This window comes from Neobacillus mesonae (genome assembly GCF_001636315.1).
GTDB lineage: Bacteria > Bacillota > Bacilli > Bacillales > Cytobacillaceae > Neobacillus > Neobacillus mesonae.
Window position 1 is genome coordinate 687,550 of sequence record NZ_KV440949.1, and the last position, 13,611, is coordinate 701,160.

The 13,611-nt window shown below is 43.5% G+C and carries 10 protein-coding genes; all 10 read right to left on the reverse strand.

The features are described 5' to 3' along the window. Window positions 1-41: 41 nt before the first annotated feature. The 10 genes from meaB to yqiS all read right to left on the reverse strand — a co-directional run bounded on the left by meaB (window position 42) and on the right by yqiS (window position 13,495). Window positions 42-1,157, reverse strand: a complete 1,116-nt coding sequence (gene meaB, locus A6749_RS03450) for a methylmalonyl Co-A mutase-associated GTPase MeaB (RefSeq protein WP_066385262.1) — start codon at window positions 1,155-1,157, stop codon at window positions 42-44. Next, window positions 1,158-3,299 carry a methylmalonyl-CoA mutase gene (scpA, locus tag A6749_RS03455; protein ID WP_407937526.1) on the reverse strand — a complete coding sequence of 714 codons (2,142 nt, stop codon included), beginning with the start codon at window positions 3,297-3,299 and terminating at the stop codon, window positions 1,158-1,160. Between the two features lie 37 nt (window positions 3,300-3,336). Beyond that, complete coding sequence (locus A6749_RS03460) at window positions 3,337-5,163, reverse strand: methylmalonyl-CoA mutase subunit beta (RefSeq protein ID WP_066400744.1); 1,827 nt, start codon at window positions 5,161-5,163, stop codon at window positions 3,337-3,339. Window positions 5,164-5,305: 142 nt separating this feature from the next. Next, window positions 5,306-6,616 (reverse strand): dihydrolipoamide acetyltransferase family protein, encoded by a 1,311-nt coding sequence (locus A6749_RS03465; RefSeq protein WP_066385271.1) that lies wholly within the window; start codon window positions 6,614-6,616, stop codon window positions 5,306-5,308. A 39-nt stretch (window positions 6,617-6,655) separates the two neighbouring features. Next, window positions 6,656-7,639: an alpha-ketoacid dehydrogenase subunit beta gene (locus tag A6749_RS03470; protein WP_066385276.1), complete on the reverse strand. Its 984-nt coding sequence runs from the start codon at window positions 7,637-7,639 to the stop codon at window positions 6,656-6,658. A gap of 15 nt (window positions 7,640-7,654) precedes the next feature. Continuing rightward, entirely contained in the window at window positions 7,655-8,647 is a 993-nt protein-coding gene (locus A6749_RS03475) for a thiamine pyrophosphate-dependent dehydrogenase E1 component subunit alpha (RefSeq protein ID WP_066385277.1), read from the reverse strand. Between the two features lie 144 nt (window positions 8,648-8,791). After that, the gene (gene lpdA, locus A6749_RS03480; protein WP_066385278.1) at window positions 8,792-10,213 is read right to left on the reverse strand and encodes a dihydrolipoyl dehydrogenase; all 1,422 of its coding nucleotides are present in this window, start codon (window positions 10,211-10,213) and stop codon (window positions 8,792-8,794) included. A gap of 19 nt (window positions 10,214-10,232) precedes the next feature. Further along, the gene (gene buk, locus A6749_RS03485; protein ID WP_066385279.1) at window positions 10,233-11,336 is read right to left on the reverse strand and encodes a butyrate kinase; all 1,104 of its coding nucleotides are present in this window, start codon (window positions 11,334-11,336) and stop codon (window positions 10,233-10,235) included. A gap of 83 nt (window positions 11,337-11,419) precedes the next feature. Next, complete coding sequence (bcd, locus tag A6749_RS03490) at window positions 11,420-12,523, reverse strand: branched-chain amino acid dehydrogenase (RefSeq protein ID WP_066385281.1); 1,104 nt, start codon at window positions 12,521-12,523, stop codon at window positions 11,420-11,422. Between the two features lie 84 nt (window positions 12,524-12,607). Beyond that, window positions 12,608-13,495, reverse strand: coding sequence for a phosphate butyryltransferase (yqiS, locus tag A6749_RS03495; protein ID WP_066385284.1), 888 nt, complete (start codon window positions 13,493-13,495; stop codon window positions 12,608-12,610). Window positions 13,496-13,611 lie beyond the last annotated feature (116 nt).

A 13,611-nucleotide genomic window follows, 5' to 3' on the forward strand; every position in this document is an offset into this window, starting at 1 on the left:
AGACGGTTATCATAAGATAATCGTCTCATAGATTCATACTATTAAGTAAAAAATTTATTCAATAGAATTCCTGCTGCGGAGGCAGCCGTCTTTTCTCCGGCAATGACCTCGTTCTCCAATTTCGGCAGCAGATTCTTTATTTCTGGATTATGATAAAATTGGTAATGAAGCTGGTCAGAAATTAATGAATGGAGCCATTCACGTTGTTGACCTTTTCTTCTTTCCTCAAAAACTCCTGAAGATCTTCCTTTTGCTTCAAAGGTTTTAATCACATCCCAAAGATCACTGATGCCTTCCTGAGTATAAGACGAACATGAATGGGCTTTTGTCACCCAGCCTTTAGTTGCCTGCTGAAGAAAATGAAGAATCCGATTATATTCATGCTTCGTCTTTTCTGCTTTCGTTTTATTCTCACCATCCGCCTTATGAACAATAATCGCATCTGCCAGCTCCATAATCCCTTTCTTCATGCCCTGCAGCTCGTCCCCGGCACCTGTTAAGACAAGAAGCATGAAAAAATCGACCATATCCCTGATAATGACCTCACTCTGCCCCACACCCACAGTTTCAATTAAAATCACGTCAAAGCCTGCAGCCTCGCAAATAAGCATCGTTTCTCTTGTTTTACGATGGACACCGCCTAGCTTTCCGGCGGATGGTGAAGGACGAATAAACGCCCGCGGATTCTTTGCCAGCTGTTCCATCCTTGTCTTATCGCCAAGAATACTGCCGCCGCTTAGCTTAGAACTTGGGTCAATTGCTAATACAGCCACCTTAAGCCCTGAGCTGCAAAGATAATTGCCAAATGCTTCGATAAACGTGCTTTTTCCGGCACCCGGCACCCCTGTTATGCCGATACGTATCGAATTGCCGCTGTATGGCAGCAGTCTTTGCAAGAGCTCCTGGGCCTCATGAAAATGATGCTCAGCATTGCTCTCTATCAGGGTAATTGCCCTTGCCAGGAGTCCCCTGTTTCCACCCCGGACACCATTGAATAATTCATCTGTCCCAAGCTCAGAGGCTTTACGCTTGGTAAAGCGGCTGTTTTTTTGCAGAGTGGCCTGCTGTAATTTATGGGCCTCCCCTTTTCTTACCACACTCGAACAAAGCTCGGGATTATTTGGATCGTTCCATTCCGGTTTATAATCGCCCGTCATTTAGTTTGCCACTTCCTCATAACCGAGCTGTTCATAGATTGCTCTAATCACCTTTTGCGCTGCTACCGGAATCACCGTCCCTGGTCCAAAGATCGCTGCTGCCCCATGCTCATATAAAAATTGATAATCCTGTGCAGGTATCACGCCGCCAGCAACAACCAAAATATCATCACGACCAAGTTTTTTCAATTCCTCAATCAACTGCGGCAGAAGAGTCTTGTGCCCAGCCGCGAGCGAACTCATCCCAATCACATGGACATCATTCTCAACTGCTTGCATTGCCGTTTCTTCCGGGGTCTGGAATAATGGGCCGATATCCACATCAAAGCCGAGATCGGCAAAGGCTGTAGCGATCACCTTAGCACCGCGGTCATGGCCGTCCTGCCCCATCTTAGCAATCAGTATTCTTGGCCTTCTTCCTTCATTTTCAAGGAATTCGTCAGACATTTGCTTCACAACTTTAATTTCCTCTTCGTTGCTAAACGCGGAACTGTAAACACCGCTTATGGACTGAATTACCGCCTTATGTCTACCGCAGGCCTTCTCGATGGCATCGGAAATTTCACCAAGTGTTGCCCGGGCACGCGCCGCCTTGACAGCAAGCTCTAATAGGTTTCCTTTTCCAGTTTCAGCTGCTTCGGCTAATGCCTCCAGCACCTCTTTGACCTTTTGGTCATCTCGGCTTGCCTTCAGTGCATTTAATTTTGCAATCTGCTTTAAGCGGACCGCTGTATTATCAATATCTAAAATATCGATCGGTTCTTCCCTTTCAAGGCGGTAGCGATTGACACCGATAATCGTTTCTTTGCCGGAATCAATTTGCGCCTGTCTTCTCGCCGCAGCCTCTTCAATTCTCATCTTTGGAAGCCCGGTTTCAATCGCCTTTGCCATGCCGCCAAGATTCTCAATCTCCTCTATATGACTCCATGCTCGTTTAACGAGTTCATCGGTTAATTTTTCCACATAATACGAGCCGGCCCATGGGTCAATAACCTGTATAATTCCGGCCTCCTCCTGCAGGAACAGCTGGGTATTGCGGGCAATCCGAGCCGAGAAATCAGTTGGCAATGCAATTGCCTCATCAAGTGCATTGGTGTGCAGCGATTGTGTATGTCCCATTGCCGCTGCATGAGCCTCAATCAGCGTCCTCGTGACATTATTAAATGGATCCTGCTCGGTTAAACTCCAGCCGGATGTTTGCGAATGGGTGCGAAGGGCCATTGATTTTTCATTTTTCGGCTCAAATGTCTTCATCATTTTAGCCCAAATCAACCTGGCCGCCCGCATTTTGGCAACTTCCATAAAATAATTCATCCCAATACCCCAGAAAAACGACAGCCTTGGGGCAAACGAATCGATATCAATCCCCGCTTTCAGACCGGTTCTTACATATTCCAGGCCATCCGCCAAGGTATATGCCAATTCTAAATCTGCCGGCGCCCCCGCTTCCTGCATATGATAGCCGGAAATACTTATGCTGTTAAACTTCGGCATATATTTAGACGTATATTCAAAGATATCGGCAATAATCTTCATCGACATTTCCGGTGGGTAAATGTACGTATTCCGGACCATATATTCTTTTAAAATATCATTTTGAACTGTTCCAGAAAGCTTTTCTTGACTTACCCCCTGCTCCTCGGCAGTCACAATGAAAAAGGCAAGTACCGGCAAAACAGCACCGTTCATGGTCATTGAAACAGACATTTGATCAAGCGGAATCCCAGCAAACAATATTTTCATATCAAGGACGGAATCAATGGCAACTCCGGCCTTCCCAACATCTCCAACCACACGCGGATGATCGGAATCATACCCTCTGTGTGTCGCCAGGTCAAACGCGACCGATAAACCTTTCTGACCCATAGCCAGGTTACGGCGGTAAAAAGCGTTACTTTCCTCTGCAGTGGAAAAACCAGCATATTGTCGGACGGTCCAAGGGCGATTAACATACATCGTCGGATATGGCCCTCTTGTGTAAGGCGGCAGACCCGGCAGATGATCAAGATGTTCGATTCCTTCTCTGTCTTCTTTCGTATAAAGCGGTTTCAGCTTAATCTGCTCATTTGTTTCAAACAGTAAATTTTCAATAGAATCCTCAATTTCTTGCTCGGTCCTTTTCTGCCAATCTTCTTTGGTCATTGTGGTCTTCTCATTAAATAGTTTCGTATTTTGAAAATCAGGCTTTTTCAGTTTCATCCACGGTCACCTCCAATGCTTCAAGAATAGCAGCAAGCGTTTCATAACAATTGCTTTTCACATGGATAAACAGCTGAATTCCTTCCGTAAGCCACTGATTTTGATTTTCCTTATCTGGGAGACCTGCTAGTAAAAATGTCGTCTCAGGGAAATCCAGCTTTAATGCTGCTAAAATTTCATGACCAAACAATTCATACTGTTCGTTTGTACCACAGATGCAAATGAATTTAGATGGCTGTTCATTTAAATAAAGTCTTGCTTCATCAACTGTGAAAATTGGTGTACTTTCTACCGTTTTAATTCCGCCTGCAGACAGAAACCCTTTCATAAAATCGAGCCTTGCTTTATGCTGCTTTAATTGGCCTAGGCAAAGAAGTCCGACATCTGGTGCAGCACCTTTGTGTTTCTCTATAAACTTTGCTTTTCTGCGAAGTTCTTCAAATGGTTCCGCTAATCTTCTCTGCGGAATGATTTCTATTTTAGTTTGATCTTTAACCGTTTCAATCTTTGTACAGGTAACGGACTCATCAAGTTTTGCATACACATTTGTGCCGACAATGCTTTGTTTTCTAGTCTCAGCGTCCAGTTTCTTTCTCGTAAAGACTTCATCAATTTCTTGCTGCAGCCAGTTCATTTTTAATCCCTCTAAGATGCCGCCCTTTGCCTCAATCTTTTGGAAGAGCGCCCATGCCTTTTCAGCCAGCACATTTGTCAACGTCTCTATATACCAAGAGCCGCCGGCAGGATCAACTACCTTATTTAATAGTGCTTCCTCTTTTAAAATCAACTGCATATTACGAGCAATTCTTTCTGAAAATGGACTTGCCCCGGCAAGTTCATCAAAAGGAGCCACATGCAAATATTGAACCCCGCCTAAGACGGCTGCAAACGCTTCGTTAGCCGTACGAAGGAGATTCACATGCGAATCATAAACAGTTTTTGTAAATCTTGAGGTCTCGGCTGCAATTTGCATACCCCTGGCATTTTCAGGAAACCCATACAGTTCCGTAATCCGATTCCATATAACCCTGGCAGCCCGAAGCTTTGCAAGCTCCATAAAGAAGTTTGAACCAATGGAAAACTGGAATACCATTTTAGAAAGGGCTCTATCAAACTCCATACCACTCTCCGTCAGCTTGTCAAGATAATAGACGCCTGTTGCTGCGGCAGCCGCCAGTTCTTGGACGGCATTAGCCCCCCCATTATGGTATGGTGTTGTATCAATAAGAACGGTACGTAAATTAGGAAAATAACGGTCTGCCTGCTTGATTTCCAATACCCAATCTTGAAGCGCCTCCATTTCAAAAGTTCCTTCTTCAGCAAATAAGGTAATTGGGTCACTGGCAATATAACCGCTCAGCTCGGCCCCGCTTGATAGATTCGCAAGCAGCTGGGTTTGAAACCGCTTAGTATTAATTGCGAATGGATAGTCTTCCACCTTTTCCCCGAGTAATTCTAAAAATCTATCAGCTATTTCGTTCGAAAGGTTAAATGAAATCGCAGTTTGTCCCTTCGTAAAGGCATCCTCAAGTTTTTGTTTCAGTTCATCAGCAGTTTTATATTGAATTCGCTGCGCAATCTTCCACTCATTCGTAACATGGCCTAACAGGCTTGTACCCCTTCTAAAATCAGCCCCGCCCGGATACTCCGATACAGGCAGTTCGTCATCTTGTGTATAAAGCGGTTTCAAAGTAATTGATTCATATGAATTACTTTGTAACGATTCTACTTTTTTCCCTTTTAAGGATTGCTCAGCTTTCACTTTCCAATCATCTATTGATCTATTTGGGAATTGCTGACTCCTCATTTTTTCCAAACTTCTCTCCCCCTTCCGTGTGTGTATATTTTTATTTTAGGATACAATTGGTTATCAGGCAATGAAAAGAAAATCTTAGGAGATCGCTATAAAGTGTACAAAAGAACCGCTGCCAAATTTGGCAGCGGCGCTTTTAATATATCGAAGTGTTCGATTTTGAAATATTTTCGATAATCTCTTTTACTCTTGCCAGGAAGCGACCGCAAACAAGACCGTCTAATACGCGATGGTCAAGCGACAAACAAAGATTGACCATATCGCGAACCGCAATCATTCCATTGTTCATGACAACTGGTCGCTTCACAATGGATTCCACCTGTAAAATCGCTGCCTGTGGATAGTTGATAATACCCATTGATTGGACGGAGCCAAATGAGCCTGTATTGTTAACAGTAAAGGTGCCTCCCTGCATATCTTCAGCCTTAAGTTTACCATTTCTTACTTTCACAGCAAGCTCTGAAATTTCGCGCGCAATTCCTTTAATTGTTTTTTCATCGGCATTTTTAATAACCGGCACAAATAAGGCGTCATCTGTTGCTACGGCGATTGAAATATTAATATCTTTCTTCTGGATAATTTTATCCCCTGCCCACATCGAATTAATCTGCGGGAATTCTTTCAGCGCCTGGGCAACAGCTTTAACAAAGAAGGCAAAGAAAGTTAAGTTGAAGCCTTCCTTTTGCTTAAATTCGTCTTTTAGCATATTACGATATTCAACAAGATTCGTTGCATCCACTTCCACCATCGTCCACGCATGCGGTGCTTCATGCTTGCTTCGCAGCATATTTGCCGCAATCGCTTTACGGACACCAGTCACCGGAATTTCAATATCACCGGCCGCAACAGGAATATTGGCAGCTGGTGCTGTTTGGGCTGGTGCTGCTGGTGCTTGGTTTGGAACAGCAGGTTTAACTTGCTCTGGGCTGACAGCCTGCGCCTTGGCAGGTGCTGTTTGCTGCCCTGCTGCCGGTATATTCCCAGATTCAATTAATTTTAAAATATCTTTTCTCGTAATACGGCCGCCTGCACCGGTGCCTGACACCTGTGTTAAATCAATCCCATGTTCTTGGGAAAGTTTCAGTACTGCAGGTGAGTAGCGGGCTTTGCTTCCTTGTTCCGCTGCAGTGACAGCTTTATTCGAATCAGAGACCGCTTGCTGCTTGCTTTCGGGTGCAGACGCTTCTGCACTAATGTCTGCTCCGCCTTCTATTTCAATGGTACAGATAATTTCGCCGACAGCTAATGTATCGCCTTCTGCCGCGATTAGCTCTTTAATAACCCCAGCGAATGATGATGGAACTTCCGCATTTACTTTATCCGTCATGACTTCAGCAAGGGGATCATATTTATTAACTTTGTCCCCGACGTTAACCAGCCATTTACTAATTGTGCCTTCGGTTACGCTTTCGCCTAACTGCGGCATTTTTATTTGTTCTACTGCCAATAGTATAACCTCCTAAGCTTGAGCTTCCGCTAAGATCAATTAGAATTCAGCTAATTCACGCATTGCTTTTTCAATTTTATCAGGATTGACCATAAAGAATTTCTCCATTGTCGGAGCATAAGGCATTGCCGGGACATCCGGTCCGGCCAGACGCTTGATTGGCGCATCTAATTCAAACAAGCAATGCTCGGCAATAATCGCCGCAACCTCGCCCATGATACTGCCTTCTTTATTATCTTCCGTCACCAGCAACACCTTGCCAGTTTTAGAGGCCGCTTCGATAATGGCTTCTTTATCCAGCGGGTAAATTGTCCGTAAATCTAAAACATGTGCTGAGATCCCGTCACCAGCAAGCTTCTCGGCAGCCTGCAAGGCAAAATGAACACAAAGTCCGTAGGTAATAACGGTAATGTCTTCCCCTTCACGCTTTACATCAGCTTTGCCGATTGGCAACGTATAATCTTCTGCAGGTACTTCGCCTTTAATTAATCGATATGCCCGCTTATGCTCAAAGAACAGAACCGGATCATTATCGCGAATCGCAGCTTTTAACAAACCCTTTACATCATAAGGTGTTGAAGGCATTACGATTTTAAGGCCAGGCTGATTAGCAAAAACGGCTTCAACTGACTGTGAGTGATAAAGCGCACCATGAACACCACCGCCGTATGGCGCCCGAATGACAATCGGACAATTCCAGTCATTATTGGAACGGTAACGGATTCTCGCAGCCTCTGAAATAATTTGGTTAACCGCCGGCATGATGAAATCAGCAAATTGCATTTCAGCAATCGGACGCATTCCATACATCGCTGCTCCAATACCGACACCGGCAATGGCAGATTCCGCCAGCGGAGTATCTATTACTCTTTCTTCACCGAATTGTTCATATAATCCTTGGGTCGCCTTAAAGACTCCACCCTTTTTCCCTACATCTTCGCCGAGTACAAAAACCTTTGGATCTCGCTCCATTTCTTCCCGAATAGCCATTGTTACAGCATCAATATATGAAATTACTGCCATGTTTCATCCCCCCGTTCAATTCTCATAAACATATTTCAACGCATCCTCTGGCGCTGCATACGGTGCATTTTCTGCATAGTCAGTAGCTTCATTGACCAAATTCATGACACGATCATTTATTGCTTTTTCCATGTCATCAGTCATTACACCCGTTTCCTTTAAATAAGCTCCAAATGTGATGATTGGATCCTTTGTCTTCGCCTTAGCCACTTCGTCCGGTGCCCGGTAAGAGCGATCATCATCATCAGAGGAATGTGGGGTCAATCGATAAGAAACAGTTTCTATTAAAGTTGGTCCCTCGCCGCGGCGTCCTCGTTCTGCCGCTTCTCTTACAACTTTGTATACTTCTAACGGGTCGTTGCCGTCAACTGTGAAACCTGGCATCCCATAGCCAATCGCACGATCTGATACCTTTTCACAGGCCAATTGCTTTTCAATTGGTACTGAAATGGCATATTTATTGTTCTCACACATGAAAATGACCGGCAGTTTATGAACACCGGCGAAGTTAGCGCCCTCATGGAAATCTCCCTGGTTTGAAGAGCCTTCACCAAAGGTTACGAAAGATACGAAATCCTTCCGTTCCATTTTGCCGGCAAGTGCAACACCGACTGCATGCGGTACTTGCGTTGTTACTGGTGATGAACCAGTCACAATCCGATTTTTCTTTTGGCCAAAATGCCCTGGCATCTGCCTTCCCCCTGAGTTCGGGTCCTCTGCTTTAGCAAAACCGGATAACATCAGTTCTTTCGGGGTCATTCCAAATGTCAATACAACTCCCATATCACGGTAGTATGGAAGTACATAATCTTTTTCACGATCAAGCGCAAAAGCGGCTCCGACTTGAGCTGCTTCCTGCCCTTGACATGAGATGACGAACGGAATTTTCCCTGCTCGGTTTAACAGCCACATCCGCTCATCTATACGGCGCGCTAAAAGCATCGTTTCATACATCTCCAACACTATTTCATCGCTCAAGCCTAGTGCTTCATGACGCTTTTCTACCATATTAACCAACCTCCCATTTATTTACATCAAACATTTCATCTACGTATAGTCTAGATATTAGAAACTAAGGAAAAAGAATTCGGCATCCAACAAGCCGATTCCTTTTTCCATTCTCTTTTTAATCAAAAAAATTCTTTTTTAAACTTACCCGTGAATCGCCTTTCCATCCACAGCGAGCGCTGCTTCCCCGATGGCTTCAGACAAGGTTGGATGCGGGTGAATAGTGTGGGCGATTTCCCATGGCACAGCATCAAGCACCATAGCAAGACCAGCCTCAGAAATCATATCTGTCACATGAGGCCCAATCATATGCACGCCTAACAGATCCTCTGTTTCTTCATCAGCAATAATTTTAACAAAGCCATCCGATTCCCCAAAGACAAGCGCTTTCCCAATAGCCCTAAAGGAAAATTTACCCACCTTCACTTTATGCCCTTTTTCAATGGCCTCTGCCTCAGTAATGCCGACACTTGAAACCTCTGGATTACTATAAATACATCTGGACACGAGTCGGTAATCTAACGGTGCAGGTTTTTGATCGGCAATATGTTCTACCGCAATGATTCCTTCATGTGAAGCCACATGTGCAAGCTGCAATCCGCCAATACAATCACCAATCGCATAAATATGGGATTCTTTTGTTTGGAAAAATTCATTTGTTACGATAAAACCTTTTTCAATCTGAATATCAGTATTATCGAGGCCAATTCCCTCGGTGTTTGCCTGTCTGCCAACGGAAACAAGAAGTTTTTCGGCTTTAAATTCTTTAGCCTCCCCTTTAACCTCCGCTGCAATGGTCACACCCTCAGCCTTCACCAGTGTTTCGGGAAGAACCTTTGCACTCATGACAACCTTAATTCCTTTTTTCTTAAGCAGCCGCTGCATTTCCTTTGAAATTTCATGATCTTCCGTCGGGATAATCCGGTCCGCATATTCAATTACCGTGACCTCCACTCCGAAGTCAGACAACATCGATGCCCACTCAATTCCAATGACACCGCCGCCGACAATGATGATGGAATTAGGTAGGGATTCCATTTCTAAAGCTTCATCGGAGGTCATCACATATTCCCCATCGATTTCGAGACCAGGAAGGGTTCTTGGTCTGGACCCAGTTGCAATGATCACATTTTTAGGGATTAGCATTTCGTTTTCAGAACCATTATTCATTTCGACCGAGATCGTCCCTGGCATTGGCGAGAAAATGGACGGGCCAAGAATACGGCCAATTCCTTCATACACATCAACTTTTCCCTGCTTCATTAAATGCTGTACCCCTTTATGAAGCTGGGTAATAATTCTGCTTTTTCGTTCTTGTACTTTTCCGAAGTTAAGTGTGACATCGCTTGTCATGACCCCAAAATCTTCACCGCGCTTGGTTGTTGCGTATACTTCCGCACTTCTTAACAGCGCTTTACTAGGTATGCAGCCTTTATGTAAACATGTACCACCGAGTTTTCCTTTTTCAACAATTGCTGTTTTTAAACCTAGCTGTGAAGCGCGAATTGCCGCTACATAACCGCCGGTACCGCCGCCTAATATCACCAAATCGTATTCATGTGCCACTTTGATTTCCTCCGAACATTTATATTTTAGCTTTTTTTAAATTTCCGGGATATATTTTTACCTTTTCCTCTCCTCGCAAAACGCGAAGCGCCCCTTCCGCTAATGCTTGCAGTTCATCTTCACCCGGCTGGATAATCACATCGGCAATCCAATTGATTCGATTGGAGATCGCTGTTACAAAATCCCTTCCATAGGCTAAACCGCCTGTTAAAATTATGGCCTCTACTTTACCTGACAGAACGGCACTTGCTGCACCAACTTCCTTTGCAACTTGATAGGCCATTGCATCATAAATTAATTTTGCTTCTATGTCTCCTGCCGCTATTCTTTCTTCCACCTTGACGGCATCATTTGTGCCAAGGTAGCCGACAAGTCCTCCTTGACCGACAAGCATTTTCATTATTTCTTCGCGGTAATACTCCCCCGAAAAACAAAGGGCTACTAAATCGCCGCCTGGTACTGTCCCTGCGCGTTCTGGGCTAAACGGTCCTTCACCATGCAGTCCATTATTAACCTCAACCACCCTGCCCTGTTTATGAACCCCGACTGTAATTCCTCCGCCCATATGAACAACAATTAAATTTAGGGCATTGTAATCTTTGCCCAATTCTTTTGCAACTCTTCTTGCCACCGCTTTTTGGTTTAATGCGTGAAAAATACTTTTTCGTTCAATTAGCGGAAATCCAGAAATTCTTGCGATGGGATCCAGTTCATCGACCACAACCGGATCAACAATATAGGCTGGAATATTAAGAGCAGAGGCAATTTCAAAGGCAATGATTCCTCCTAAGTTTGAGGCATGCTGTCCGGAATAACCGGTCCGAAGATCTGCTAGCATTTGCTCATTGACAGCATAGGTTCCGCCTTCTATCGGGCGGAGCAGACCACCTCGGCCGCAGACTGCCTTTAACTTAGAAATATTAATTCCTTCATAGTCCAATGTCTCTAATATGGTGTTTTTCCTAAATTCATATTGATCAATAATATTAGCAAAAGAATTGATAATTTCGGTATCATGCCGAATCGTTTTTTCAAGAATGGAAATGTCATTATCGAAAATACCAATCTTGGTGGATGTCGAACCCGGGTTGATGATAAGAATTCGATATTCATTTTCTGGCAATAGTAATACCTCCAATAAGCTTTAATAAAGGCAAAGACATTGAATTATCTCATTCAACGCTTTGCCTTTAGCCTACAAAGCTTTTATCTTGATCTTCTGCGACTTAAAATGTGGTGGCCATTTTGTAAAAATTGGCTTCTTGAGTTACGCACTCTTTCAATTCTTTCTTCAGCCATACGGTCCGCCGCAACATAGGTTGGAACGCCGTCTCGTTTTGATATGTCAATAATTTTTTCAATACTGTTATAAATGGTTTCCACCTTTTTCATTGCCCGTTCATGATTATAACCATATAATTCGTCTGCCACGTTAATAACTCCGCCTGCATTAATGACATAATCAGGTGCATAGACTATGCCCATTTCATGAATGATATCACCATGTTTTGTATCCTTTAATTGGTTATTTGCTGAACCAGCTATAACTTTAGCCCTTAAATGTGGGATTGTTTCGTCATTGACGGTTGCTCCTAGGGCACATGGTGCATAAATATCACATTCTACTCCATAAATATCGTCCGGATCAACTGCTCTTGCGCCAAATTCTTCCACCGCTCGATTGACAACTTCTTTATTAATATCGGTTACAATCAGTTGAGCTCCTTCTTCATGCAAATAGCGGCAAAGGGTATACGCAACATTACCGACACCTTGAATAGCGATGGTTTTTCCTTCCAACGAATCTGTTCCGAAGGCTTCTTTTGCTGCCGCCTTCATCCCGCGATAAACACCGTATGCTGTTACTGGTGAAGGGTTACCTGAAGAACCAAATGCAGGCGAAATTCCTGTAACATAATCTGTTTCTTCATGGATTAAATCCATATCAGCTACAGTTGTTCCTACATCCTCTGCAGTAATGTAACGGCCGTTAAGTCCTTGAATATAGCGTCCGAATGCCCGGAACATTTCTTCATTCTTGTCTTTACGCGGGTCGCCGATAATTACCGTCTTACCACCGCCAAGATTTAATCCAGCAGCAGCATTTTTATAAGTCATACCTTTTGCTAAACGAAGCGCATCTTCAATTGCTGCTTCTTCTGATGCATAGGTCCACATTCTTGTTCCGCCAAGAGCAGGTCCCAAAGTCGTATCATGAATCGCAATAATTGCTTTTAATCCAGATTGTTTATCTTGACAAAATACCACTTGTTCATAATCATATTTTTCTAAGTACTTGAAAATTTCCATGTCTCATTTCCTCCTCGTAGTAAGAAAAAAGCTTACTTCTTCATATTCAGAAACTAGCCTTTTCGTATAAACATATTAACATCCCTAATTTTTGGCACAGCACAATGCTAATGCAAGTGAATATAGCTTGCTTTCTGAACTGTCCGCCCTCGATGTCAGAACAATTGGCGCCTTTGCCCCGGCAATGACAGCACCTGTTTTTGCTTTTGCAAAATAGATTAAGGATTTATATAATACATTACCAACCTCAATAGTCGGTACCAATAATATATCCGCTTTCCCAGCGACATCGCTGTGGATTCCTTTATGTTCCGCAGCCATGATCGATACTGCATTGTCTAACGCAAGCGGCCCATCTATAATACAGCTGGAAATTTGCCCGCGCTTATTCATAACAGTTAAAGCTGCTGCATCCAATGTAGCATCCATTACCGGATTCACTGACTCAACTGCCGCAAGGGGGGCTACTTTTGGATGATCAATCCCTATCGACCTGGCGATTGACACAGCGTTTTTGACAATTTGCGCCTTCTGCTCTAAATTTGGCGCAATGTTCATCGCCGCATCGGTAATAATAATTAACCGATCGTAATCAGGTATTTCAAACACCGCTGTATGTGAAAGAATATTACCTGTTCTTAACCCATACTCTTTATTTAGTACAGCTTTTAAAATGGTGTTCGTTGGTATATTTCCCTTCATTAGTACATCGGCTTCTTTGGTAAAAACAGCCTTGACAGCAAGCTCTGCAGCTAATGCTGTTGTTTCTGCATGAACAATCCTAATATTGTGATTGTATGATTCCAATAACATGTTAATTTTCTCTTGATTTCCATAAAGGATAAATTGCGCCAGATTCCTTTCTGATGCTTCGACCACCGCCTTGATGACTTCAGAATCCTCTGCAGCGGCAACAGCAACTGTTTTAGTGCTAGCTTGGGTTGCTTTTTCAATTAGTGAATCGAGCAACAAGTTGTCATCAACCCTTTCTTCCTGTACTGTCATTCACTTAAATTAATATGCAAATTTCATGCCAAAAAAAAGTTATGAAAACGCTTTATTCCCTTCTTCCTTCCAATGCAAAATTC

Excerpts from the sequence above, each read along its gene's own strand:
- meaB (WP_066385262.1), bottom strand. The coding sequence starts at position 1,157 with ATGACGGGCGATTATAAACCGGAATGGAACGATCCAAATAATCCCGAG.
- scpA (WP_407937526.1), bottom strand. The coding sequence starts at position 3,299 with ATGACCAAAGAAGATTGGCAGAAAAGGACCGAGCAAGAAATTGAGGAT.
- A6749_RS03460 (WP_066400744.1), bottom strand. The coding sequence starts at position 5,163 with ATGAGGAGTCAGCAATTCCCAAATAGATCAATAGATGATTGGAAAGTG.
- A6749_RS03470 (WP_066385276.1), bottom strand. The coding sequence starts at position 7,639 with ATGGCAGTAATTTCATATATTGATGCTGTAACAATGGCTATTCGGGAA.
- A6749_RS03475 (WP_066385277.1), bottom strand. The coding sequence starts at position 8,647 with ATGGTAGAAAAGCGTCATGAAGCACTAGGCTTGAGCGATGAAATAGTG.
- bcd (WP_066385281.1), bottom strand. The coding sequence starts at position 12,523 with ATGGAAATTTTCAAGTACTTAGAAAAATATGATTATGAACAAGTGGTA.